Source organism: Kitasatospora sp. NPDC001540 (assembly GCF_042894345.1).
In the GTDB taxonomy this organism is placed as follows: Bacteria; Actinomycetota; Actinomycetes; order Streptomycetales; family Streptomycetaceae; genus Kitasatospora; species Kitasatospora phosalacinea_C.
The window spans coordinates 1-25,383 of sequence record NZ_JBIAVO010000014.1; the positions used below are offsets into that span (position 1 = coordinate 1).

The following is a 25,383-nucleotide window of genomic DNA, read 5'->3' on the forward strand; positions in this document are numbered from 1 at the left end:
GGGCCGCCCGACAGCCGCGCTGACCGCCGAGGAGGCGGCCGGGCACCGGCTGCACCGGTTCGAGAAGCACACCCTCCCGGTGGGACGGCTGCTCGGAATGACCAAACGCGGCTGGCAGCGCGGCGTGCCGTTGGACGGGGGCGTGGAGGGCTGGCTCCACAAGCCGCTGCCGGACGGCCGCCACCTGGTCATCGAGATCCAGCCGGGCATCACGGTCGGCCACGTCAACGAGTTCGGCGACCAGACCCTCGAGGCGGTGTGGCTGGGCACCGCTCCGGGCGGCTACTGGCCGAACAGCCGAGAGCGGCGCGAGCGGCTCGGCGACCTGGACCCGGTCACCGCCTCCGAACTCCTGGTCGACCTGGAAGGGTTGACGGCGGGCTGACGACGCACGGCCCGCCCCCGGTCGACCGGGGGCGGGCCGTGGGCCTCTGCGGGTGTTCCCTGCGCGGGGTGCTCCCTCCGCAGGCCGTGCTCAGGGGACCAGCGGCCCGGCCAGCACGCCCAGCCCCGCCGCGCGGTCGCCCGCCCAGGTCAGGGCGTCGCTCTCGCGCGGCCTGCGGCCCCACAGCATCAGCAGCAGTTCCTCGGTGGTGCCGGCGACCTCCGCGACCGGTTCGCCGGGGCCGTACGTCCAGGAGCGGGCGCTGTCGGTGGCGGTGAGGCGCAGGGCCCGGTCGGGCGGGGTGGCGGCGCCGCGGGCGATCATCCGCCGGGCCATGGTGTCGAAGACCTCGGCGACGCCGTCGGCGGCGAGTTCCGCGTTCAGCGGCTGCTGGAGGCCGAGCGCGTTCGCGGCGTCCCAGCGGTGCACCAGGGTCTCCTGGGTGCGGCGGCGGCGCCAGAAGCCGACCGTGTGCGGCGGGACGAACGTCCACGCCTCGGTCGCGGGGTCGACGGACAGGGCCTCCACCAGGTCGTCGGCGCTGTCGGCGTACCAGGCCCGGAGGGCGTCCGGGTCGCCGGGGGCGTCGGACTCGTCGTAGTTGTCGCCGCGCCGCTCCCGGACGGCCGTGACGACCCAGTAGTTGCCCGCGGCCATGTGCACGACCAGGTCGGCCAGCTTCCAGTTGCCGCAGTGCTCGACGGGGGCCGACAGGTCACCGTCCAGCAGGGCGCCGAAATCGTCGAGTTCGCGCCGGAGTTCCACCAAGTAGTCCGCGTAGTCCACGGCGTCAACATACCTCCCCCGGTGGTCGGAAAACCGCTGGGTTCCCGTACCCGCCCAGCTGCCCGGACGGGCTGTCCGCTGCTGCGGTTAGGGTCTGGCCCCAATGGCCTTTTGATCATCGGGAGTTGGAGGGGCGCATGTGGCACGGGGGATCGGTCGACGCGGGCACGGCGGACGAGGGGGCAGCGGGGGCCGGGCTGCCGGACGAGGACGCCTTCGTGCTGCCGGAGGCCTGGCGCGCCCTGGTGGTGCCGCGCCGCGGGGGCGGGGACCCTGCCGCGGACCGGCCGGTGGTGGACCCGGAGGAGGCCTACCGGCGGGAGGTCCGGGCGCTGGACGACCGGGCCGGACTGATCGAGGAACTGCTGACCGACGAGCGGGCCGACCCCGAACTGACCGCCGCGACCTGGGCGTACCTGCGCGGGGAGGGCGGCCCGGTCGGGGCGGCGCTGGCCGCCCGGATCGTCCGCACCTCGGTGGAACCCGACTGCCTGCGCCGGGAGTTCGCGGACCGGGCGGCCTGGACGGGCCTGTCGTTCGCGGTCCGGACGGTGCTGGCCGCCCTGGAGGCGGACTTCGTCCGGGAGTGGACGGGCTCCGCGTGGCGCTACCGGGCGGCCGTCCTCGACCTGGAGGGCGAGGAGCACCTCGACCTGACGGCACAGTACGGCCTGCTGGCCGCCGCCGGGCAGGCGCTGGCCGAGGCACCTGAGCCCGAACGCGCGGCGGTGGTGGCGGAGTTGGCGCAGCTGCGGACCACGCCGGTGGTGCGGGCGGCGATCGCGCAGCTGGTGCCGGAGCGGACGGAGTGGGTGGACGAATGCCTGGCCGAGCTGCCCGGGGACCGCAGCCGCACCGCCCAGGTGCTGCGCACGCTGCTGCTGCCCGTACTGAGCAGCGCGGCGCAGGTGGAGCGGTTCGGGCCGGAGTTCGGCTGGGTGTGCCGGGACTGGACGCCCGAGCTGGTGGCCACCCTCGCCGACCGGGTCGGCCCGGCGCTGGCGCCGCTGCTGGCGAGCGCGGTCGACCCGTACACGTACGGCGAGCGACAGCGCGAACTCCTGGGGATGCTGGCCGAGTTCCCCACCGACGGGGCGATGCGCGCGCTGGTCGGGCGGATCGGCCATCCGTCCGGCCGGGCCCTGCTGCTGGAGGTGGTGCAGCGGTACCCGGTTCGGGCGGTGCGGGTCCTGTCGGCGGTGGCGCGGGGCGGCGGGGCGGACGCCGGGGCGGCCCGCGAGCTGCTGGACCGGCACGTCGCGCTGTGGCGTCCGCGGCTGCCGGAGCTGCTGGCGCGGCTGGACGAGGCGGACGCCGGGTTCGTGCTGGCCCTGCCGGGGGCGCGGGAGCCGCTGCCGGAGGCGGCGCCCGAGCGGCTGCCCGCGCTGCTGGTCGACCCGCCGTGGACGCGGCGGCGGGCCGCCCGCACGCCGGAGGCGCTGACCGGGCTGGTGGCCGACTCGGAGGCCCGGCTGGTGTGGCGGGAGGGTGAGGAGGCGGCGTTCGCGAACGGCGGCGACCCGTACTGGCGGTACGGGGTGGCCACCGACTGGGCGCGGGTGCTCGGGGAGCTGTCGGAGGAGGTCTTCGACTGGCGGGCGGCCCGGCTGCTGGCTTGGGGCCCGGCCGAGCTGGTGCTGCCGCGGCTGGCGCACTGGCGGCCGTCGGAGTGCGTGAGCAGCGGCGGCCACCTGCCACGGGTGCTCGGCCGGTACGGGACGGCCGCGCTGCGGCTGCTGCACCTCGCCGCCCGGGACCGCCCGGAGGAGGTCGCCGACGCCCTGCTGCCGGTGCGGGACGCCGCGACCGCGGGCCTGATGGCGCGCGCCCTGCTGGAGCTCAAGTCCGTTCAGCGGGTGGCCCGTTCGTGGTTCGCCCGGCACGGGGTGGCGGGGGCGCTGCTGCTGGTCCCGGCGGCGGTCGGCGCGGCCGGGCCGGAGCGGCGGGCGGCGGAGCACGCGCTGCGGCTGGTGGCCCTCCGGCAGGGGGCGGAGGTGCTGACGGCGGCGGTGGCGCAGCGGTACGGGGAGCGGGCCGCGGCGGCGGTCGCGGAGGTGCTGGGCGAGGGCGCGCTGCTGCGGACCCTGCCGGGGCGGATGCCGAAGCCGCCGCGCTGGCTGCGGCCGGAGGTGCTGCCGCAGGTGCTGCTGGCCGACGGGGGCGGGGCGCTGCCCCCGGCGGCGGTGCGGCACCTGCTGGCGATGCTGCAGCTCGGCCTGCCGCGCAGGCCGTACCCGGGCCTGGCGGTGGTCGCCCCGGCGCTGCGGGCCGACACGGCGGCGGCGTTCTGCTGGGCGCTGTTCGAGGAGTGGCGGCACGCCGGGATGCCCGCCAAGGACGCCTGGGCGCTGCACGCGCTCGGCGAGTTCGGTGACGGCGCCACCGCCCGCCGCCTGGTCCCGCTGCTGCCGCTGCTCTCCCGGCAGCGCGCGGCGGACGGCCTGGACGTGCTGGTGTCCATCGGCGGCCCCGACGCGCTGACGCAGTTGCACGGCATCGCCCGGACGGCCCGGACCGGGGCGTTCCGGGCCCGCGCGCGGGAGCGGGTGGCCGAGGTCGCCGAGTCGCTGGGCCTGACCGCCGAGCAGCTCGCCGACCGGCTGGTGCCGGACCTGGGCCTGGCGGCGGACGGCAGCACCGTCGTCGACTACGGCCCGCGGACGTTCACCGTCGGCCTCGACGAGCACCTGCGCCCGTACGTCCGTGACTCCGGCGGCAGGCGGCGCAGCGCGCTGCCTGCGGCGGCGGCCGCGGACGACCCGGAGCTGGTGGCGGCCGGGCGTCGGCGGTTCACCGCCCTGAAGAAGGAGGTCCGGGCCTTCAGCACCGCGTGGACCGCCCGGCTGCGGGACGCGATGGTGGCCGAACGGTCATGGAGCGCGGGCGAGTTCACCGACCTGCTGGTCGCGCACCCGGTGCTGGGGCCGTTGGTGCGGCGGCTGCTCTGGACGGCCGACGGCACCGCCTTCCGGATCGCCGAGGACCGCAGCCTCGCCGACGTCCACGACGAGCCGTTCCACCTCCCCGCGGCGGCCGTCGTCCGGCTCGCCCACCCGCTGCACCTGACGCCCGCCGAACTCGCCGCCTGGACGGAGCTGTTCGCCGACTACGAGATCCTCCAGCCGTTCCCGCAACTGGCCCGACCGGCACTGGAGTTGACCCGGGAGGAGGCGGCCGGCCACCGGCTGCACCGGTTCGAGGGGCGCACCGTCCCGGTCTGGCGGCTGCTCGCCCTGGCCAGGCAGGGCTGGGGGCACGAGGAGATCGAGTACGGCGACGACGGCGTGGCGGGCTGGTTCCACCGGCCGCTGCCGGACGGGCGGCACCTGGTGGTCCAGCTCGACCCGGGCGTCCAACTGCGCGCCCCCGCCGAGGCGGTGGAGCAGACCGTCGAGGCGGTGTGGCTCGGCACCGCCCCGGACCACTACCGGCCGGAGCAGCACCGGGGCGAGGAGCGGTTCGGCAGCCTCCCTCCCGTCCTCGCCTCCGAACTCCTGGCGGACCTGGAGGAGTTGACCTCGTCTTGACCCCGGCCGGGCGGTTCCGGCCACCTCGCCCCCGCGGCTCCGGCGGCCCGCTGGGGCGCAGCGCGGCGGGTGGGGTGACCCGCGGGGCGGGGCGGGGCTGCGGGGGCGGGGCGGGCGCCCGGGGCGGGGGCCGGATCGGCCGGGAACCGCCGGGTCCGGGGGCGCCGGGGGGCTGGGCCGCCGGGCCCGCCGCCCCTACGATGTGAGTCGCCGCCGGGCCCCGGCCCCGCGGCAGCGGCCGCCGACGGCCGGACGCCGTGGCAGCCGGCGTCGACCGGACAGCACCGGGCGCCCCGGGTTCCGATGCCCGCGCCCGGGTTCCACCGCGCACCGCGGCCCGCCGCGGTGACGTCGGGCTCCCCGCTCCGAACCGTTCGACCCGCCCGGCCCCGGCCCGCGCACCGGCCCGTGCCCCGGCACGTCCTCGGCGCCCCCGGCGGCGCACCGGCCTCGGCCCGTGCACCGGCCACGGCCCGTGCCCCGGGCGGGAGTTCCCAGCGCACGCCCCGTACGCAGTCGGCACCCGTCCTCACCACCCTGGGGGTCTCACCCATGTCCGTCCACGCCGTCCCGCCACCGCCCGGCGCCCGCCCGCGCGTCCGGGCCCGCCTCGTCCCGCTCGTCCTGGCCCTGCTCGCCGCCCTGCTGGCGGTGGCCGTCCCGGCGGCCGCCCCGGCGCACGCCGCGGTGCCCGACCGCTGGGGCTTCGCCTACCTGGACCTCCCGGCGCCGCCGCCCGGCTACGTCCCCGACACCACGCGCCAGTGGGGCAGTTGGGCGTCCCCGGCGGCGAACCCGGTGAAGGTCGACCCGGCGGGCACCGGCGCGTACGTGGTGCACTTCCCGCTGATCGGCGGCCCGGGCGGGATCGCGCACGTCACCGCCGTCAACCGCACCGGGGTCTGGTGCCAGGTCGTGGGTTGGGGCACCGTCGGCACCGGCCTGGACGTCAAGGTGGCCTGCTACAGCCCGGCCGGGGCCCCGGCGAACTCACCGTTCACGGTGCTGTTCACCAGCAGCTCCGGCACGCCCGCCCCGCCCGGCGGCGACCACGGCTACCTGTACTCGCTGCCCTCCGGCACGCTGGTCACCCAGTACAACTCGGCGGGCGGGGCGAACCTGTCCAGCCACGGCTCGACCGGCATCTGGAAGGCCTGGCTGCCCGGCCTGGGCTCCACCACCGAGGTCGGTGACGTGCAGGTCACCGCGGTCGACGCGGTGCAGGGCGCACGCTGCAAGGTCGCGGGCTGGTACCCGTCGAGCAGCGGGCAGACCTTCCTGGTGGCCTGCTTCGACGCGGCGAACGCGCCGTACGACACGGCCTGGACGCTCAGCTACTCGGTCAAGCGGGCGGTGCACGGCCCGGCGTACCCGCCGAAGTCCTTCGGGTACCTCTGGTACAACGGCGCGGTCCCGGCCGGGACGAACTTCAACTCGGTGGGCGGCGCCAACACGCTGAGCGCGGGCGTCCCGTCCACCGTGCTGATGCCGGGGGTGGCCGTGCCGCCCGACCACGCGCAGGTCACCGCGTACGGCAGCGGCCCCGGCTGGTGCCAGCTCGCGCTGCCCTGGACGCGCAGCTCGGGCACGGTGAAGCTGGCCCCGCTCTGCTTCAACCCCGGCGGCGCGCCCGTCCTGGCGCCGTTCCTGCTGGCGTACACCTCGGCGTTCTGACCCCGGGGGCCTCCCGCGGCCCCGGCGCGACCGGCTCCGGCCGTGTCGGGGCCGCTGGCTACCCTGGGGCGGTGATCGTTCGACGGGGTGCGGGAGGCGCGGTGCGGCAGGCGGGGGCGGGCGACGGGGCGCCGGAGGAGGACGCGTTCGCGTGGCCGTCCGGCTGGTGCGCGCTGGTGGTGCCGCGGCGCGGCGGGGTGCCGTCGCCCACCGGGTGGCCGGGCCCGGCGGCGGTGGCCGCCGAGGACGCGCTGGTCGCCGGGCACCGGGAGTGGATCGGCCGGGTGGTCGCGTCCGACGCCTCCGACCCGGAGCTGACGCGGGCCGCCCTGGCGTACCTGGACGGCGAGCCGGACGCGTGCGGCGCGGCCTGCGTCGCCGCGATGCTGCCGCCGCTGTACGCGGAGGACGACCCGGGCGGGGCGGCGCTGGTGGACGCCTGGACGGCGCGGCACGGCCTGGCGTTCGCCGTCCGGGCCGCCGTGGCGACCCTGGAGGTCGGCTTCTGGCGCTCCCGCCCCGGCTTCCCGTCCCCGGCCCTGATCGGCGCCGACCCCCGTTCGCACGGCTACGGTGCCGAGCAGGCCAGGGCGCTGCGCCGGGCCCGGCACCTGCTGTCGGTCGCCGGGGAGGGCGCCTACCGGGAGGCGCTGGCGGCGGCGGAGCGGGAGCGGGGCGCGGGGCCGCTGCGGCGGACGGGCACCGCGTTCCTGTTCCCGGAGGCGCCGGGCTGGGTGGACGCCTGGATCGACGAACTCCCGGAGTGGCAGAGCCGGTCGGTGTGGGTGCTGATGCTGTCGGCGCTCGGCAGCCGGGCCCAGGTCGACCGGTTGGCCCCCCGGGTGGGCTGGTACCGCTGGTGGGCCGGGACGGCCGCGACCGTCGCGGACGGCCTCGGCGCGGACGCGGTGCCGCTGCTCGCCGGTTCGCTGCGCCAGCTGGACAGCGGCGACGCGGCGCGCCAACTCGCGGAAATACTGCTGGAGTTCCCCGCCGACGAGGCGTTCGGCGCGCTGCTGGAGCGGGCCGACGACCGGTGGGTGGCGCCGGTGCTGTGGCGGGCCGTGGAGCGCTACCCGGTGCGCGCGCTGCGCCTGCTGGCGGCGGCCGCGCAAGGCGGCGAGGGGACGGCGCGGCACCTGCTCGACCGCCAACTGCGTTCCCTGGCAGGTGAGTTGAACGTACTGCTGGAGCGGGTCGATTCGGCGACGGCCGCCTTCCTGCGGTCGCTGCCCGCCGCAGGCCCGGCCGCACCGGCCGCCGCGGAGCGGGAGTGGCCCGCCGTGCTGGCGTCCCCGCCGTGGGAGCGGCCGCGCCGGGCCGGGCGGCCTCGGGTGGTGGAGGGCCTGGCGGTCGACGGGTCGTCCGCACTGCACTGGCAGGGGGGCGAGCGGGAGTCGTGGATGGAGCGCGCCCTCGCCTCGCACGAGTGGCGGATCCACCCGGAGGACACCGACTGGGCCGAGTTCGGCCCGCGGGCGTTCGTCGAGGCCCACGGCACCTGGCCGCGCTGCCAACTGCTGTGGCAGGCACCGGTGGAGGTGATGACCCCGCACCTGCTGCGCTGGGAGCCGGACGAGCTGTACTACGGGCTGGAGTCGCTGCGTCCGGTCGTCGCCAAGTACGGCCCGGCGGCCGTCCCGGTGGCGCTGCGCACCGTCCGGGCCAGGCCCGCGCAGATGGCGCCACTGCTGCTGCCGGTGCGGGAGGTGGCGGCGGCCCGGCTGATGGCGGAGGGCCTGGTCACCCGCAAGTCCGTCCGCCGCACCGCCCGTGCGTGGTTCGCCCGGCACGGCGTCGCGGGCGCGCTGCTGCTGGTCCCGGACGCGGTCGGCCCGGTGGGCCCGGCCCGGACGGCGGCCGGGCAGGCGCTGCGGCTGGTCGCGGCCCGGGAGGGGGACGGGGCCGTGGTCGCGGCCGTCGCGGAGCGGTACGGGGCGGCGGCCGCCGAGGTCGTCACCGCGGTGCTGTCCGTCGACCCGCTGGTGGACGCGCTGCCCGCGCGGCTCCCGCAGCCGCCGCAGTGGCTGGCCGCGGAGCTGCTGCCGCCGCTGCCGCTGCGCTCGGGGGCGGCGCTGCCGCCGGAGGCGGTGCACCGGGTGCTGACCATGCTGGCGCTGTCGAAGCCGGGGGCCCCGTACCCGGGGCTGGCGCCGGTCGCCGAGGCGTGCGCGCCGGGGGCGTGGGCGGCGTTCTGCTGGGCGGTGTTCGAGGAGTGGCGGCTGGCCGGGATGCCCGCCAAGGAGAGCTGGGCGCTGTCCCAGCTCGGCGAGTTCGGCGACGACGACACCGCCTGGCTGCTGGCCGCGGTGGTGCGCCGGTGGCCCGGGTACAAGAGCAGCCAGCGGGCCACCGAGGGCCTGGACGTGCTGGCGGCGATCGGCACCGACGCCGCGCTGGCCCAACTGCACGGCATCTCCCAGCGGGTGCGCTTCGCGGGCATCCGCACCCGGGCCCGGGAGAAGGTCACCGAGGTCGCCCTGGAGCTGGGCCTGACGCCCGAACAGCTCGCCGACCGCCTGGTGCCCGACCTCGGCCTGGACGCCGACGGGACGGCCCGACTCGACTACGGCGGACGGGAGTTCACCGTCGCCCTCGGCACCGACCTGCAGCCGTACGTGCTGGACACCGCGGGCAGGCGACGCGCCGCCCCGCCCGCGCCCGCCGCCGGGGACGATCCGGAGCTGGCCCCGGCCGCCCGCAAGCGGTACGCCGCGCTGAAGAAGGAGCTGCGCACCGTCGGCGCCGACCAGGTGCTCCGGCTGGAGCGCGCCATGCTCGACCAACGCGCCTGGGGCGCGGACGAGTTCGGGTCGCTGTTCCTCGCCCACCCGCTGCTGGGCCACCTCGGACGACGGCTGCTGTGGACCGCCGACCGGGTGCACTTCCGGATCGCCGAGGACCGCACCTTCGCCGACCAGGACGACAAGCCGTTCCGGCTCGCCGCGGACGCGACCGTCCGGCTCGCCCACCCGGCCCTCCTGGGCCCGGCCCTGCCGCTCTGGACGGAGCTGTTCACCGACTACCTGGTCATCCAGCCCTTCGCCCAACTCGGCCGCCCGGTAAGGTCTTTGACCGCCGAGGAGGCCGTCGGCGACCGCCTGTCGCGCTTCGAGGGGCGCACCGCTCCGACCGAGGCGGTGCGCGCGCTCCTCCGGCGCGGCAGCGACTGGTCGACCGAGTACGTGAGCGACCAGGAGGACAAGCGGATCGCCTACAAGAAGCTGCCGGACGGCCGCCGCCTGAGCGTCGTCCTCGACCCCGGCGTGCCCTACGCCTCGAGCGACCCCCAGCCCGAGCAGACCCTGCGGGAGGTCTGGCTCGGCACCCGCCCCGGCCGGTACGCCGAGCGCGCCGGGCACCGCCGTCCCTTCGCCGAGCTGGACACCGTCACCGCCTCCGAACTCCTCGCCGACCTGGAGGAGTTGACCGGCTCCGCCTGATCCGCGCCCCGCTGTCCGCTGCCGACAGCAGCCCTGCCGACGGGGCCCGCGGTCGGCACGGCTGCTGTCGGCGGGGCCCGCTACGGTGCCCCGGAGATCACCGGGGCGGGAGGAGCGGGGCGTGCAGCACGGAACGCAGGGCGGGGCGGTCGCGCTGCCGGACGAGGACGCCTTCGTCCCGCCGGGCCGCAGGCAGGAGCGGAGCGCGCTGCCGCGGCGGGGCGGCACGCTGGTGTCGCCCGTCGAGTGGCCGACGGCGCGGACCGTCGCCGCCGACGAGGCGCTGGTCGAGGCCGGGCGGGGCCGGATCGGGGCGGCGCTGGCGGACCCGCGCAGCGACCCCGTCCTCTGCCGGGCCGTCCGCGCGTACCTGGCCGGGACGGCCGACCCGCTCGGCGCGGCGGCCGTGCTGTCGCAACTGGCGCAGCCGTACCTCGGCCACCGCGAGATGGTGGCCGAGCCGGTCGGCCGGTGGACGGTGCAGCACGGCCTGGGGTTCGCCGTCCGGGCCTCGATCGCGGCCTTCGCGGTGGAGCACCCGGATGCCGTGACCACGACCGGCTGGCCCCTGGCGCGGCGGGACGAGCGCGCGCCGCTCACGGCGCGGTCCGCCCAGTGCTGGGCACTGCACCAGGTCCGCCACCTGGTGACGGTCGCCGACGAGTCCGCGTACCGGGAGGCCCGGGCGGCGGCGGAGCAGGAGCGGGGCACCGCGCTGGGGCGGGTGCTGACCGCGTTCCTGTTCCCGGAGGCCGAGGGCTGGGTGGACGCCTGCCTGGACGAGCTGCCGCCGCACGACGCCCCCGACGCGGGGCTGCGCCGCTTGCTGCTGCTGGCCTCGGTCGGCCGCCCCAGGCAGGCGGCCCGGCTGGACGCCCGGCCGGTGGTGGGCGAGTGGGACGCCGCGCTGGTCGCCACCCTGGCCGACGGCCTGGGCACCGGCTGCGTGCCGCTGCTGGCCGCCGCGATGCGCGGCCGGACGGGGTACTTCCCGGTCGGGGTGCTGGCCCCGGAGCTGGTGGCGTTCCCCACCGACGAGGCGCTGCGGGCCCTGCTGGAGCACGCCACCGACCGGTACGCCGCGCGGGCGCTGAACAGCGCCCTGGAGCGCTACCCGGTGCGCGCGGCAAGGATGTTGGCGGTTGGGGCGCGCGGCGGCGACGGCGTCGCCGAGCGGCTGCTGAACCGGCACCTGCGCGGCCTCGGCCCGCTGCTGCCCGCGCTGCTGGAGCGGCTGGACGCCGAGGCGGCCGCCGACGGGACGGCCGCCTACGTCCGCTCCCGGCCCGGCGCCCGGCCGCCCGCGCCGACCGCCCCGCCCCGGGAGCTGCCCGCGCTGCTGGTCGCGCCGCCGTGGCGGCGCGGCAACCGCCCGGTGCCGCGGGTGCTCACCGGCCTGACGGTCGACACCCGCTGCGCGCTGCGCTGGCAGGAGGGCGAGCGGGAGGAGTGGGCGCGCACCGACCGCTTCGACGCCTGGGCCGCCGACGCGGGTGGCCCGGGCGGCGCGGACGGCGGGCAGCCCGTCGACTGGCCGGCGGCCGCGGAGGCGGTGCGCGAGGAGGAGGACCTCTGGTACCTGTGCCGGGTGCTGCACCAGGGCCCGCGGGAGGTGCTCGCCCCCGTCGTGCGCTCCTGGCGGCCGCGGCAGGTCCGCGAGGGGCGGGCCTACCTGCGTCCGGTGCTGGCCGCGTACGGCCTGCACGCGGTGCGGCTGGTGCAGCACGTGGCCCGGTGGTGGCCCGCCACCGGGGCGTCGTTGCTGCGGCCGGTGCTGGACGTCGAGTCGGCGCGGCTGATGGCGCGCTGCCTGGTGCGCGAGCGGGCCCGGGCGGAGGCCCGGGCGTGGTTCGCCCGGCACGGGGTCGCGGGGGCGCTGCTGCTGGCCCCGGACGCGTTCGGCCCGGTGGGCCCGGAGCGGTCGCAGGCGGAGCAGGCGCTGCGGCTGGTCGCGGCCCGGGCCGGGGCCGGGGCGCTGACGGCGGCCGTGGCGGAGCGGTACGGGCCCGAGGCGGAGGAGGCCGTCGCCGAACTGCTGGACACCGACTCGCTGGTGGCCGCGCTGCCCGTCCGGATCCCGTCCAACCGGCTGGCGCAGGCCGTCGACACGCTGCCGCAACTGCTGCTGGCCTCCTCGGGCGCGGCACTGCCGGAGCAGGCGGTGCGCCACGTGCTGACCATGCTGTCGCTGGGCGGGCCGGAGGGGCCGTACCCGGGTCTGGCGCAGGTCGCCGAGGTGTGCGCGCCCGGTGCGCTGACGGCGTTCTGCGAGGAGGTGTTCGAGGAGTGGCGGACGCGGGGCGCGCCCGCCGACACCAGCTGGGCGCTCAGCGCGCTGGGCTGGTTCGGCGACGACCGCACCGCCGAGCGGCTGGCCCGGGCGCTGTCGGGCTGGTCGGGGCGCGGCGCGGCCGAGGTCGTGGAGGCGCTGGCCGCGATCGGCACCGACACCGCCCTGCGGCACCTGTACGCCCTGGGCCGGGGCGCCTCGTCCAGGACCGTGCGGGAGCGCGCCCTGGCCGGGGCCGCCGAACTCGCCGACGCGCTGGGGCTGACGCCCGAGCAGCTCGGCGACCGCCAGGTGCCCGGCCTGGGCCTGGACGCCGACGGGACGGCCCGACTCGACTACGGCGGACGGGAGTTCACCGTCCGCTTCGACGAGCACCTGCGGCCGTACCTGCTGGACGCGGCGGGCGTGCGCCGGGCGAACCCGCCCGCGCCGGGCGCCGGGGACGACCCGGAACGGGCCGCGGCGGCCCGCAGGCGGTACGCGGCGCTGAAGAAGGAGGTGCGCGGCCTGGCCGACGGCCTGATCGCCCACCTGGAGCACGCGATGGTCGCCGAACGGTCGTGGAGCGCCGAGGAGTTCCGGACGCTCCTGGTCTCCCACCCGCTGCTCCGGCACCCCGTGCGCCGCCTGCTGTGGACCGCCGACCGGGTGCCCTTCCGGATCGCCGAGGACCGCACCTTCGCCGACCGCGACGACGAGCCGTTCCGGCTCGCCGCGGACGCGACCGTCCGGCTCGCCCACCCGGTGCACCTCGGGGACGACCTGGACGCCTGGTCCGAGCTGTTCGCCGACTACGAGATCCTCCAGCCCTTCCCGCAACTCGGCCGCCCGGTACGGGTGTTGCCTCCGGAGGAGGCCGCGGGCGACCGGCTGCGCCGGTTCGAGGGGCGCACCGTCCCGGCCGGCGCCCTGCTCGCCCTGCTCCGCCGGGGCTGGCGGAGCAGCGGCGCCGCGCTGGCCAGGCCGCTGCCCGGCGGCCGCTACCTGAACCTGGTCCTCGACCCGGGCCTCGACCCCGGCAGCCGTGTCAGCCGCACCAGCCGCGCCAGCCGCGCCAGCCGCACCGTCCAGCCCGAACAGCGCCTGTGCGAAGCCTGGTTGGGCCTCACCGTGGGCCCGCAGCCCGCCGCCTCTACCACCCCCGCCACCCCCGGCCAGCGCCTGGGCGACCTGCCGCCCCTCGTCCTCTCCGAACTCCTGGCCGAACTGGAGGAGTTGACCCGGCTCGCCTGACCCGCCCGGTCGCGGCCCGGCCCGGCCGTTCAGGAGACGGCGCCCAGGAAGCCCAGCGCCGTCGACACGTTCAGCTCCACCTCGTCCAGGCTGTCCAGCACCAGCCGCTCCGGGCGGCGGGAGCCCTCCGGCCCCTCCCCGGGCCAGGGTTCGAACTCCGCCCGGAGCCGCTCGACCGACGCCCAACTCGGCTCGGGGAAGCCCTCGATGCCCCGCCTGCGGCCCGCCAGCCGTTCGCGGTGCACCGCCCGGTCCGAGCACACCACCTCCAGGAACACCACCGGCACCCCGCGCCGGTCCGCCAGCGCCCGCCACTGCCCGCGGGCGGCCTCCACCGCGTTGACGGCGTCCACCAGCACGCTCTGCCCCAGCGCCAGCACCCCGTCCGCGACCGCCTCGGCGACCAGGTACGCGGCCAGCCCGGTGGGCTGGTCGGGCGCCACCCCCGCCCGGCGCATCGCCGCCTCGATCGGGTCCACCGACACCACCGGCGCGGCCAGCCGCCGCCCCAGCGCCTCGGCGACCGTGCTCTTGCCCGCCCCCGGCAGGCCCGCCATCGCGATCAGCACGCGTCCCTCGTTCCGTCCGTCCGCACCCTTGACAGCAAGAACGTATACGGCTCTTCCCAAGCACGCTGGAGATCACTACTGTTCGGGTGCTGTGAACCAGGGTGCATCCGGTGACGACCTGTGGGACGAGTTCGTCAGGGAATTCGAGAAGAACAACGCGCGGCACGAACCCGCCGCCGCCGAACGCGCGCAACAACAGCAGGTGCAGCAGGCCCCGCCGGAGGGCCGCCGCTCGCGCCGCCGGGTGCTGCTACCGCTGACCGTCGCCCTGCTGGTCGCCGCCGGGGCGGGGGCGTACGCGCTCCGCTCCACCCGCGCGGAACCGGCCGCGGCCCCCGCGCCGTCCGCACCGGCCTCCCGCTCCGCCTCCCCGTCCGCTCCCGCTTCTCCCGCCGCCCCGACCTCCGCGCTGGCCGGGTCGCTGCCGTCCGACGACCCGACCGCGACGCTGCCGCTGTCGATCTTCCCGGCGCGGGTGGAGGGGTACACCCTGGTCGCGAAGACCACCAACCCGGTCTGCACCGGCGCCGACACGGTGTCGCCGATCCTCGCCGGGCTGATCGTGCAGGGGAGCGGCTGCCTCGGCGTCGACCAGGCGCTGTACAAGGACGCCGACGGCAACCAGTACAACCTGGTGCTGTTCACCATGAAGGACCCGGCCAAGGCCGCGCACCTCGTGATGTCGTTGGCCGAGATCGCCGACAAGCCCCAGGTCGTCGGCCTGGTCCCGCCCGCCGACTCGGGCCTGCGCCACCTGCCGGACGACAGCGGCACGGTGCAGCACTTCATCGGCGCCTCCCACCACATCATGATCGGCACGGCCCGGTGGTCCGACGGCCGCACCAGGGACTTCAACACCCTGGTGGGGCAGCTCTCGCCGCTGTCGATCACCGTCGCCCGGAACATCCCGGGATGGGTCGACTCCCCTCAGTCCAGCGGGACGGCGTAGACCGGCTCCCGGCCGTGGACGGCGAACCCGGCCTTCCGCAGGACCGGCCCGGACGTCGCCGGGTTGCCCTTGACCAGGGCCATCCGCGCGCCGTGCGCCGCCGCGTAGGAGAGCCGGGCCGCCAGCAGCGCCCGGTACACCCCGCGGCCCCGCCGGGACGGGACGACCGCGCCGCCGACGAGCCGGGCCACACCGTCCACCAGCGCGACGCCGCCCGCCCCGGCCGGTTCGCCGTCCACGTAGGCGACCACCGTCCCGCCCCCGCCCGCCGGGACGCTCCGCGCGCCCCGCTCCGCCACCCGCTCGGCGCGCCTCGCGGGCGGCAGCGCGCCGCCGAACCCGGCGGCCTCCGCGGCCACCGCGTCGAGGGCGGTCGCGGGGTCCGTGGCCCAGCGCAACTCCACCTCCACGGCGGGCGGGGGCAGGTGCGGCGCGCCCCCGGTCAGGTCGGCGGCCAGGATCTCCAGGTCGAGCTTGACCCGCCCGCCGCGGGCCGCCAGCTCCTCCCCCAGCCCGGGCGGGTCGCCGATCAGCACCTGCCAGTCCAGCACCCGCGGCCCGAGCGTCCGGGCCAGCGCCAGCACGGCGTCCACCGCCCCGGACAGCGGCCCGGCGGGCGTGAAGGACACCACCGAGAGGTCGAAGGAGTAGTGCTCGGGCAGCCGCAGCACGGTGCACGTCCCGTCCCGGAACACCTCCGCGTCGTCCGGCGTCCACACCCAGGCCGCCCCGGCGGCGGCGACCTCGTCGATCGACAGTTCGCTCATCCGCCCAACCTAGGCGCCCCGCCGCACACGGTTCGCACACTGTTGCGGAACCATGACACCCCACCGTCAGCCACGGAACGCCGGTCCGACCGGTGCTGTCGGTGCCGGCGGCTACGGTCTGTGCGCAGTGGGCGGCCGGTCCGCGGGTGGGAGCCCGGGGGCGGGTGGTCTGCGGGGGCTTGAGAGGATCGTCCCCGTACTTGCTGCTGCGCCGGTTCCCCTTCTGCTCCGAGGATTGTGCGATGCCCGTTCCGACCGCCGACCGTTCCGACCTGCAGCGGCCGCCCGCCGAGGTGCGCTTCGCGGAGGAGTTGGCGGTGCTGCGCGAGCGGGACGGCGATCCGCGGCCGCCGGGTTGGGAGTTGAGCCTGCGGGCGGCGCGCAGTTTCGTGGTGGGGGACGAACGGGCCGGGATCAGCCGGAAGTTCGTCGGGAACGCGGCACTGGTGGAGCGGGCGCTGGTGACGCTGGCGACCGACCGCGGGCTGATGCTGGTGGGTGAGCCGGGGACGGCGAAGTCGCTGCTGTCGGAGCTGATCGCGGCGGCGGTGAGCGGGACGTCCACGCTGACGGTGCAGGGCGGGGCGGCGACCACCGAGGACCAGATCAAGTACGGCTGGAACTACGCGCTGCTGGTGTCGGAGGGCCCGTCGACGCGTTCGCTGGTGCCCGCGCCGATGCTGAAGGGCATGGCGCAGGGGAAGGTCGTCCGGTTCGAGGAGATCACCCGCTGCCCGCTGGAGGTGCAGGACTGCCTGCTCTCGCTGCTGTCCGAACGGGTGCTGGCGGTACCGGAGTTGGACGGACCGGACGGCATGGTGTTCGCGAGCGCCGGGTTCAACGTGATCGCCACCGCGAACACCCGGGACCGCGGCGTCAACGAGATGAGCGCCGCGCTGAAGCGCCGCTTCAACTTCGAGACGGTGTTCCCGATCGCCGACTTCGACACCGAGGTCGCCCTGGTGGAGGCCGAGTCGGCGGCGCTGCTGCGCCGTTCCGGCGTCGAGCCGGCCCCGCAGCGGGACCTGCTGGAGGTGCTGGTGGCGACGTTCCGCGAGCTGCGCTCGCCGGACGCGGGCGGCGGGAAGAGCTCGGCGGTGCTGAGCACCGCCGAGGCGGTGTCGGTGGCGCACGCGGTGGGGGTGCGCGGCTGGTTCCTGCGCCAGGAGCCGGGCAACGCCGCCGACCTGGTGACCTGCCTGGCCGGTACGGCGGCCAAGGACAGCCCGGACGACCTGGCCCGGCTGCGGCGCTTCCTGGAGCAGCAGGCGGAGCGCCGCAAGGGCGGCCGCTGGCGCGAACTGTACGACGCCCGCCACCTGCTGGCCGACTGATGGCGCGCGGCACCCGGCTCCCGCAGGCGGCGTCCGCGGCGGTGTTCCTGGGCGTGCGGCACCACTCGCCCGCCTGCGCGTCCCTGGTGGCGCGCACCGTACGGGAGTTGCAGCCCGCGCACGTGCTGATCGAGGGCCCGGCGGACCTGAACCCGCGGCTGGACGAGCTGCTGCTGGGGCACGAGCTGCCGGTCGCGGTGTTCAGCCACTACCGGGACGAGGAGCGGACGGCGACGTCCTGGGCGCCGCTGTGCGCGTACTCGCCGGAGTGGGTGGCGCTGACCGAGGGCCGGGCGGCGGGCGCGCAGGTGCGCTTCGTCGACCTCCCGGCCTGGCACCCGGCGTTCACCGACCGGGTGCGCCCGCTGGCGAACCGGTTCGCGGACGCGGAGGCCCGGTACGCGGAGGCCACCGAGCGGCTGTGCCGGGCCTTCGGGACGGACTCGCCGGACACCCTGTGGGACGGCCTGTTCGAGCTCCCCGAGCCGGACGGCCTGGCCGAACGGCTGGACGCCTACTTCGCGTTGGTGCGCGGCGACGCGGCCGCGGACGAGGGCGACGCGGCCCGCGAGGCGTACATGGCGCGCTGGGTGCGGGCCGCGTTGGCCCGCGGCGACGGGCCGGTGCTGGTGGTCACCGGCGGCTTCCACACGCCCGCGCTGCGCACGCTGGCCGCCTCGGGGGCGGCCGAACCGGAGTGGCCCGAGGTCCCGCGACCGCCGGAGGGCGCGGTCGGCGGGAGCCACCTGGTGCCGTACTCCTTCCGGCAGTTGGACGCGTTCGGCGGCTACCAGTCCGGCATGCCCTCCCCCGGCTACTACCAACTGCTGTGGGAGCGCGGCCCGCAGGGCGCGGCCGACGGCCTGGTCGCGGAGGTGGTGCGGCGGCTGCGGGCGGCGAAGGTGCGGGTGTCGACGGCCGACCTGATCGCGGCCCGCACCCTCGCCGACGGCCTGGCCGCGATGCGCGGGCACCGGACGCGTTCGCGGGCCGACGTGCTGGACGGCCTGGTCTCGGGGCTGGTCGGCGAGGCGCTGGACCAGCCGCTGCCCTGGCAGCTCCGCGGGCGCCCGACCTCCGGCACCGACCCGCTGGTGCGGGCCCTGGTCGCGGCGGGCACCGGAGAGCGCCGCGGCCGCCTGCACCCGGACACCCCCGCGCCGCCGCTGGTCCACGACGTGGCGGCCGAACAGGCCGCCTGCGGCGTCGAGACGGGCAAGGCGGCGACGGCCGACCTGACCTCCCCGGAGGGTCTGCGGCGCAGCCGCTTCCTGCACCGGCTGCGGGTGCTGGGCGTGCCGGGGCACGACCGGGAGAGCGGCCCGACCGGCGGCGGCGACCCGGTGTTCACCGAGCACTGGGTGCCGTCCGCGCCGGGCTGGGCGCACCGGCGCGACGCCGCGCTGATCGAGGCCGGGGCCTACGGGGCGCAGCTGTCCGACGCGGCGGCCGTGGCGCTGGCCGAACGGGCCCGGAACGCGGACACGGATCCGGCGGCCCTGGCCGGGCTGCTGTTCGACGCCGTGCTGTGCGGGGTCGGCGCGCTGACCGGCGAGTTGCTGGAGACGCTGGCCGAGCGCATCGGCCGGGTACCCGAACTCGGCGCGGTGGGTGAGGTGTTGGCCACCACGCTGGACCTGTGGCGGCACGACCGGATCTACGGCGTCGGCGCCGATCCACGGCTGGCCGGGCTGGTCGACACCGCCCTGCAGCGGGTGCTGTGGTTGTCCGAGGGCCTGCACGGCGGCACCGGCGTCGACCACGGCCGCCTGCGCGCCGCCGCCGCGGCCCGCGACGCCCTCCGGCACGCCGCGCCCGTCCTCACCCTCCCGCGCTCGGCCGCGCTGGCCACCGCCGCCCGCGTCGCCGCCGACCCGGCCGCTCCCCCGGACCTGCGCGGCGCGGCCCTCGGGCTGCGCTGGTCGCTGTCCGCGGACGGCGCCACGGCAGCCGGGCCCGCACCGGCCCCCGTCGCGTTCTCGTCCGAGGCGGTCGCCGGGCAGGCCCGGGCGCTGGCCGGCGAGCCGGAGCGCCTGGGCGACTGGCTGTCGGGGCTGTTCGTGCTGGCGCGCGAGCAGCTGACCGGGCCCGCCCTGGACACGGTCGGGGACGCCTCACTGTTCGACGCCCTGGACGCGATCGTCACCGGGCTGCCGACCGCCGAGTTCCTCTCCGGCCTGCCCGCGCTGCGCCAGGCCTTCGGCTACTTCCCGCCGCGCGAACGCGAGCGGATCGCCCAACGCCTGCTGGCCCTCCGCGGCCGCACCGGTTCGGCCCGCAGCCTGCTGCGCACCAGCGCCGACCCGACCCTGCTCGCCCGCGCCGCCGGCCTCGAACTCGCCGTCACCGACCTGCTCTCCCGCTACGGCCTCGCCCCGACCGGCGCCCCCACCGACGCCCCCACCTCACCCGAACCCCCCGAAGCCGCCCCCGAACCCGAACCCCGACCCGCCGGGAGCGCCCCCGCCCCGCCCTCCGCGCCCCTCCCCGACGAGGGCCTGGAGCGCTGGCGCCTGATCCTCGGCGCCGCCGCCGAACGCTGCACCGGCGGCCTCGGCGAGCTCGCGGCCGCACAGGACGCCGCGCTGGAGTGGCTGTACGGGCGCGACCCGGAGGCGGGCCGCCGCGGGGTCCGCCGGAGCGGGCCCGGCTCCGGCGGGGACGGTTCGCGCAGCGGCGGCAGCGAGGCGTCCCGGGTGACGCCCGTGGACTGGCTGGAGGACGTGCACCGGCTGTTCCCGAAGGAGACCGTGGAGCGCCTGGAGCGGGACGCGGTGGAGCGGTACGGCATCGACGAGATCGTCACCGACCCGGAGGTGCTCTCCCGGGTGGAGCCGAGCCCGGCGCTGCTGCGCGCCGTGCTGCGCACCAAGCACCTGATGAACCCGGAACTCCTCTCGCTGGCCCGCACGTTGGTCGAGGCGGTGGTGCGCGAGCTGCTGGAGCGGCTGCGCCCCGAGGTGCGCCGGGCGTTCACGGGCGCCCGGGCGCCGGGCCGCAGCCGGATCCCGCTGGCCCGGAACTTCGACTTCCGTTCCACCGTGCGGGCGAACCTGGCGCACTACCAGCCCGAGCAGCGGCGGCTGCTGATCGAGCGGCCGTACTTCCACACCCGGACCCGGCGCACCCTGGAGCAGTGGCAACTGGTGCTGCTGGTCGACCAGTCGGGCTCGATGGTCGGGTCGGTGATCCATTCCGCGGTGACGGCGGCCTGCCTGTGGAACCTGCCGGGGCTGCGCACCCACCTGGTGGCGTTCGACACCTCGGTGGTGGACCTGACGGAGGACGTGACGGATCCGGTGGAGCTGCTGATGCGGGTGCAGTTGGGCGGCGGCACCGACATCGCCCGGGCGGTGGACTACGGGGCCGGGCTGCTGGACAACCCGCGGCGCAGCATCGTGGTACTGGTGTCGGACTTCTACGAGGGCGGCGACACCGGCCGACTGCTGCGCGGGGTACGGAAGTTGGTGGAGCAGGGCACCACGGTGCTCGGGCTGGCGGCGTTGGACGAGGAGGCCGATCCGGTGTACGACCGCGAACTGGCGGCCCGGCTGGTCGGGTTGGGCGCGCACGTGGGTGCGATGACGCCGGGCGCGCTGGCCGCGTTCGTGGCGGAGAAGGTGGGCCGGTGAGCGCGCCCCGGGCGGACCTGCTGGCGCTGGACGCCGACACGCTGGCCGCGCTGGCCAACCGCGGCCTGGTGAAGCGGGCGGCGCGCGAACTGGAGGCGGGCGCGGGCCCGTCGGTGGAGCTGGGCGCGGACGGCGAGGTGTCGGCCGCGTTCCCGGACGGCAGCCGGGCGGCGCTGCCCGCCGGGGTGCCGCTGGACGCGGGCCGGTGCAGCTGCCCGGCGCCGGGCGTGTGCCGCCACCTGGTGGGCCTGGTCCTCGCCTACCAGGCCCAGGTCCAGGCCCGGGCCGCCGGGCCCACCGCGTCCACTCCCTCCTCCGCTCCCGCGGACCCACCGGCCCCGCCCTCCGAGGCGCCGCGACTCCCGTGGTCCCCGGCCGAGTTCGACGATGCGGCGCTGCTGGCGGCGTTCGGCCGTCCGGCCCTGGCGGCGGCCCGGCGGGCGTGGGACCGGGGGGTGCGGGCGACGGTGCAGCGGATGGACGCCGAGCATCCGGCGCCCTCGGTGGAGCTGCCGAGCTGCACCGTCCGCTTCCCCGTCCCGCACAGCCTGAACTTCGCGCTGAGCGGGGCGACTTCGGCCCGGCACGGCGAGCTGGTGACGCTCGCGGCCTGGGCGTTCCGGGCGGCGGACGAGGAAGGCACCCCGTCGGGGGCGGCCCGTACGGTGGGCGGGGGCGGGCCGTCCCGGCGGGCGGGGGCCGCGTCCGGGGACCCGCTGGCGGCGGTGGCGGCGCTCGCGGAGGAGCTGCTGCGCACCGGGACGGCCCGCACCGGCCCGGTCCTGCAGGCCCAACTGGCGTGCGCCCAGGCTGCGTTGGTGTCCGCCTCGGCGCACTGGCCGGCCGCCGCGGCGGCCGAGCTGCGGGCGCAGTTGGCGGCGTACGAGGCCCGGGACACCCGCTACGACCCGGACCGGGTCGCCGAGTTGCTGGCGGAGCTGCTGGCCCGGCACCGGGCGGCGGACCGGACGCTGGCGCTGGGCAGCGGCGAGAGCGCCGTCACGCAGTTGCGCCGCACCCGGCTGGTGGCGCTGGGCTGCCGGGTCTCCGGCGGGAGCGGCCCGGAGCGGTGCGCGGAGGTGTACCTGGCGCAGCCGGACGTCGGGATCGCCCTGGTGCTGCGCAAGAGCTGGACGCCGGCGGAGGGCCAGGCGGGGACGGGCGCCGAACTGGCGGGCCGACGACTGCTGGGGCACTCGGTACGGGCGCTGGCGGGGGCGAACCTGGTCAGCGAGTCGATCTCGCGCAGCGCGGGGCGGGCCGTCACGGTGGAGCGCGGCCGGATCGCCTCCACCAGCGTGACACCGCTCGGTGACGCCTGGGCGTCGCTGCCCGCGCCGCTGCTGCTGTCGGACGCGGCGGCCCGGCTGCGGGCGCTGGGCGGGCGTCCGCCGCGGCTGGTGCGGCCGCGGATCGAGGCGGAGAACGCGCACGTGCTGGCCGTGGCGGAGGTCGGTCCGCTGGGCTACGACCCGGCCCGGCAGCGACTGGAGGCGACGGTGCGGGACGCAGCGGGGACGGCGGTGCTGGTGTCGGCCGAGCACGACGCGCTCTGCCCGGGCCGGATCGACGCGCTGGCGGCGGCCCTGGAGTCCGGCACGGTCTCGCACGTCAGCGGGCTGCTGCGGCAGGCCGCGGGCCGTCCGGTGCTCGACCCGCTGGCGGTGCGCACCGACGCGGGGCTGGTGCACCCGGACCTGGCCGCGGAGGGCGAGCCGCACCCGTTCGACGCCCTGCCGCCGGTCGCCGCCGACCCGCTGACGGAGGCGCTGACCGCGGCCCGCACCGCACTCGCCGAACTCGCCCGCACCGGCCTGGACACCGCACTGCCCCACCAACTCGCCCCGTCCGCGGCCCACTTGCGCCGCACCGGCCTGCGCGCCGCGGCCGCCCTGCTGGACGCCCTGGCCGCCGCCCCGTCCCCGGCCCGCTGGGCGGACGCCGCGATCCACCTGCTGACCGCCCTCGACCTGCACCGCGAGGAGGCCGGTCGGCCCTGAATCCCGCTTCCCCCCATCGGACGGACACGTAGTACAGTCCCCGGAACGATCACGGGAGGGAACCGGATGACGCTGCGCCGCCGCCGTCAAATCGCCTGGACACTCAGGGGGTTGGCACTGCTCGCCGCCCTGGCCTTCCTGGCGGGCACGTCCGGCGCCCGCTCGGGCGGGCTGGTGGAGGCGGAACGGTTGTTCAACCACCCGGTGCCGCTGCTGGGCACCGCGCTGGTGCTGGTCGTGGTCTCCCTGGTGGTCGAACTGGAGTTCCGCACCAAGTTCTCGCAGATCGGCTGCGCCGTCGCCCTGGTGGGACTGATCGCCGTCTCGGCGCCGTACGTCGTCCTGGGCCTGGCCTTCGGCAACAACGGCCGCCCGGTGGACCGGAAGGCCCACCCCGACCGCCCGGGGCTGACGCTGACCGTGACCGACGTCGCCTCCTCCATCGACCCGCTCCACCAGGTGGAGGTGGTGACCGGCACCGGCTGGTCCGCCCGCCACTGGGAACTCGGCGTGTGGGGGGACGGCACCGGGCACGGCTACTACGAGAGCGCGGCGTGGACCGGCCCGGACCGGATCACGGTGACCTCGGACGAGGAGACCGCCGTCTTCGTCCTCGACCCCGCCACCGGCCGCCCGGGCGCCCCGCAGGTCACGAAGCGCTAGCCGGAGCGTCCGCGCTCCCTCCGCGCAAGAAGATTCCCCCGCGCAAAAAGAACGGCGGTTTTTCGGTTTCCGTGTCGATCCGGGGTCGACCCGTTCGACCTTGGGACGGAGAGGGTCGGAAGACGGCCCCCAGGACGAGGAGCAGGGCGATGGCGAAGTACATGCTGATCATGCGGGCGACGGACGAGACCCTGGCGAAGATGTTCGAGACGCCCTTCGAGGAGATGCTCGAGACCGTCGGCCGGTTCAACGAGGAGCTGATCCGGGCGGGCGTGCTGATCGCCGCCGAGGGGCTGGACGACCCGTCCCAGGGCGCGGTGGTCGAGTTCGGCGGCGAGGCTCCGGTGGTCACCGACGGCCCGTACGGGGAGACGAAGGAGCTGTTCGGCGGGTTCTACCTGATCGACGTGGCCTCGAAGGAGGAGGCCGTGGAGTGGGCCAAGCGCCTTCCGGCGCTGCCGGGTGCGAAGTGCGAGGTGCGGCGGGTGCCGAGCATCGACGAGTTCCCGCAGGACAACGAGTGGGTCGTGATGGAGCGGGCCTGGCGCGAGCGGACCGGCCAGCTCTGATGCCCACGACCGACGACGACGGCCCGACGGGCACGGACCCGGGCACCGGCACGGGGACGGTCACCGAACCGGCCCGGCGGGCCGTCGCGGCGGTCTGGCGGATCGAGTCCGCCCGGATCGTCGGGGCGCTGGCGCGGTACACCGGCGACTTCGCGCTGGCCGAGGACGTCGCCCAGGAGGCCCTCGCGGAGGCGCTGGTCGCCTGGTCGCGCGGGGGCCCGCCCGCGAACCCGGTGGGCTGGCTGCTGACCACCGCGCGGCGGCGGGCGATCGACGCCTTCCGCCGCCGCGCGGCGCTGGATGAGCGCTACGCGCTGCTGGCGAACCAGCTCGCCGAGGGCGAGGCCGACGCGGGCGCCGCGCCCGGGTCGGCCCGGCCGGACGAGCTGCCGTGGGACCCGGACCGGATCGACGACGACGTGCTGGCGCTGGTGTTCACCGCCTGCCACCCGGTGCTCTCGCCCGAGGCCCGGGTGGCGCTGACGCTGCGCGTGGTGAGCGGCCTGTCCAGCGAGGAGATCGCCCGCGCGTTCCTGGTGCCGGTGCCGACCGTGCAGGCCCGGATCACCCGGGCGAAGAAGACCGTCGCCGCGGCCCGCGTCCCGTTCGAACTCCCGCCCGCCGAGGAGCGCCGGGCCCGGCTGGGCGCGGTGCTGAGCGTGCTGTACGTGGTCTTCACGGAGGGTTCGACGGCGACGGCGGGCGAGGACCTGCTGCGCCCCGACCTCGCCCACGAGGCCCTGCGGCTGGCCCGGACGCTGACCGCCCTGCTGCCCGCCGAACCCGAACCGCACGGCCTGCTGGCCCTGTTCGAGCTCACTGCGGCCCGTTTCCCGGCCCGCACCGGGCCGGACGGGGAGGCGGTGCTGCTGGAGGACCAGGACCGCACCCGCTGGGACCGCTCGGCGATCCGGCGCGGCCTGGCCGCCCTGGGCCGGGCCACCTCGGCGGGGCGCGGCCTGGGCCCGTACGGCCTGCAGGCGGCGATCGCGGCCTGCCACGCGGTGGCGCCCTCGGCGGCGGAGACCGACTGGGAGCGCATCGTGCTGCTGTACGAGGCGCTCGGCCGGGTCGCGCCGTCCCCGGTGGTCGAACTCAACCGGGCGGTCGCGGTCGCGATGGCGAGCGGCCCGGCCGAGGCGCTGGCCATCGTCGACGAGCTGCTCGCCGCCGACCGCCTGCCGGGCTCCCACCTGCTGCCGGGCGTCCGCGGCGAACTCCTCACCCGCCTGGGCCGCACCACCGAGGCCCGCACCGAACTCGAACTCGCCGCCCGCCTGTGCCGCAACGCCCGCGAACGCGCCGTCCTGCTCCGCAAGGCGGCCGCCCTGGGCTGAACGGCCCGCCCGATCAGGGGTGGACGTCCCCGCGCAGGAGGGCGAAAAGGTAGCGGGGCAACTGGAGCATCCCGGCCCCCGCGGAGAGCGCGTAGCCCGCGAACGCCACGACGACCGCCCACCGGACGGCCCGCCGCACCGTCTCGCGCGTCACTCCGCCCGCCGCCATGCCGTCTCCTCACCACCCGCCGACCGGTTCGAGCACAGAGCATAGCGGAGCGGCCC

General features: G+C 77.2%; 15 protein-coding genes and 1 pseudogene. 12 read left to right on the plus strand and 4 right to left on the minus strand.

What is annotated here, in order from left to right; all coding sequences use genetic code 11:
* Positions 1–385 (plus strand): annotated as a pseudogene (locus ACFY00_RS18230) (DUF4132 domain-containing protein); the annotation flags it as partial.
* A gap of 90 nt (positions 386–475) precedes the next feature.
* On the opposite strand, the gene ACFY00_RS18235 reads toward ACFY00_RS18230, so the two are convergent.
* Positions 476–1,171, minus strand: coding sequence for a maleylpyruvate isomerase family mycothiol-dependent enzyme (locus tag ACFY00_RS18235; protein ID WP_388032506.1), 696 nt, complete (start codon positions 1,169–1,171; stop codon positions 476–478).
* Between the two features lie 137 nt (positions 1,172–1,308).
* On the opposite strand from ACFY00_RS18235, the gene ACFY00_RS18240 reads away from it, so the two are divergent.
* The 4 genes from ACFY00_RS18240 (at position 1,309) to ACFY00_RS18255 (ending at position 13,338) form a co-directional block, all read left to right on the plus strand.
* Positions 1,309–4,698: a DUF4132 domain-containing protein gene (locus ACFY00_RS18240; protein WP_388032507.1), complete on the plus strand. Its 3,390-nt coding sequence runs from the start codon at positions 1,309–1,311 to the stop codon at positions 4,696–4,698.
* A gap of 552 nt (positions 4,699–5,250) precedes the next feature.
* The gene (locus tag ACFY00_RS18245; RefSeq protein ID WP_388032508.1) at positions 5,251–6,372 is read left to right on the plus strand and encodes a hypothetical protein; all 1,122 of its coding nucleotides are present in this window, start codon (positions 5,251–5,253) and stop codon (positions 6,370–6,372) included.
* A gap of 71 nt (positions 6,373–6,443) precedes the next feature.
* On the plus strand, positions 6,444–9,815 hold the full coding sequence (locus ACFY00_RS18250) for a DUF4132 domain-containing protein (RefSeq protein WP_388032509.1): 3,372 nt from the start codon (positions 6,444–6,446) through the stop codon (positions 9,813–9,815).
* Between the two features lie 121 nt (positions 9,816–9,936).
* A complete protein-coding gene (locus tag ACFY00_RS18255; protein ID WP_388032510.1) occupies positions 9,937–13,338 on the plus strand; it encodes a DUF4132 domain-containing protein in 3,402 nt (1,133 codons plus the stop codon).
* 29 nt (positions 13,339–13,367) lie between these two features.
* Here the strand turns inward: ACFY00_RS18255 and ACFY00_RS18260 are convergent, their stop codons facing one another.
* Positions 13,368–13,907, minus strand: coding sequence for an AAA family ATPase (locus tag ACFY00_RS18260; RefSeq protein ID WP_388032511.1), 540 nt, complete (start codon positions 13,905–13,907; stop codon positions 13,368–13,370).
* A 91-nt stretch (positions 13,908–13,998) separates the two neighbouring features.
* On the opposite strand from ACFY00_RS18260, the gene ACFY00_RS18265 reads away from it, so the two are divergent.
* The gene (locus ACFY00_RS18265; protein ID WP_388032512.1) at positions 13,999–14,856 is read left to right on the plus strand and encodes a hypothetical protein; all 858 of its coding nucleotides are present in this window, start codon (positions 13,999–14,001) and stop codon (positions 14,854–14,856) included.
* Here the strand turns inward: ACFY00_RS18265 and ACFY00_RS18270 are convergent.
* Positions 14,835–15,623 (minus strand): GNAT family N-acetyltransferase, encoded by a 789-nt coding sequence (locus ACFY00_RS18270; RefSeq protein WP_388032513.1) that lies wholly within the window; start codon positions 15,621–15,623, stop codon positions 14,835–14,837. The two genes, ACFY00_RS18265 and ACFY00_RS18270, sit on opposite strands and share 22 nt — an antisense overlap.
* A gap of 242 nt (positions 15,624–15,865) precedes the next feature.
* Here ACFY00_RS18270 and ACFY00_RS18275 point away from each other — a divergent pair, with 242 nt between their 5' ends.
* The 6 genes from ACFY00_RS18275 (at position 15,866) to ACFY00_RS18300 (ending at position 25,158) form a co-directional block, all read left to right on the plus strand.
* Complete coding sequence (locus ACFY00_RS18275) at positions 15,866–16,957, plus strand: AAA family ATPase (RefSeq protein WP_388032514.1); 1,092 nt, start codon at positions 15,866–15,868, stop codon at positions 16,955–16,957.
* Positions 16,957–20,589 carry a DUF5682 family protein gene (locus ACFY00_RS18280; RefSeq protein WP_388032515.1) on the plus strand — a complete coding sequence of 1,211 codons (3,633 nt, stop codon included), beginning with the start codon at positions 16,957–16,959 and terminating at the stop codon, positions 20,587–20,589. The genes ACFY00_RS18275 and ACFY00_RS18280 overlap by 1 nt, the downstream gene beginning before the upstream one ends.
* Entirely contained in the window at positions 20,586–22,589 is a 2,004-nt protein-coding gene (locus ACFY00_RS18285; RefSeq protein ID WP_388032516.1) for a hypothetical protein, read from the plus strand. Before ACFY00_RS18280 ends, ACFY00_RS18285 begins: the two co-directional genes overlap by 4 nt.
* A 111-nt stretch (positions 22,590–22,700) precedes the next feature.
* Complete coding sequence (locus ACFY00_RS18290; protein WP_388032517.1) at positions 22,701–23,252, plus strand: hypothetical protein; 552 nt, start codon at positions 22,701–22,703, stop codon at positions 23,250–23,252.
* 149 nt (positions 23,253–23,401) lie between these two features.
* On the plus strand, positions 23,402–23,821 hold the full coding sequence (locus ACFY00_RS18295; protein ID WP_388032518.1) for a YciI family protein: 420 nt from the start codon (positions 23,402–23,404) through the stop codon (positions 23,819–23,821).
* Complete coding sequence (locus tag ACFY00_RS18300) at positions 23,821–25,158, plus strand: RNA polymerase sigma factor (protein ID WP_388032519.1); 1,338 nt, start codon at positions 23,821–23,823, stop codon at positions 25,156–25,158. The genes ACFY00_RS18295 and ACFY00_RS18300 overlap by 1 nt, the downstream gene beginning before the upstream one ends.
* Positions 25,159–25,171: 13 nt before the next feature.
* On the opposite strand, the gene ACFY00_RS18305 is transcribed toward ACFY00_RS18300, so the two are convergent.
* Positions 25,172–25,327 carry a hypothetical protein gene (locus tag ACFY00_RS18305; protein WP_388032520.1) on the minus strand — a complete coding sequence of 52 codons (156 nt, stop codon included), beginning with the start codon at positions 25,325–25,327 and terminating at the stop codon, positions 25,172–25,174.
* Positions 25,328–25,383 lie beyond the last annotated feature (56 nt).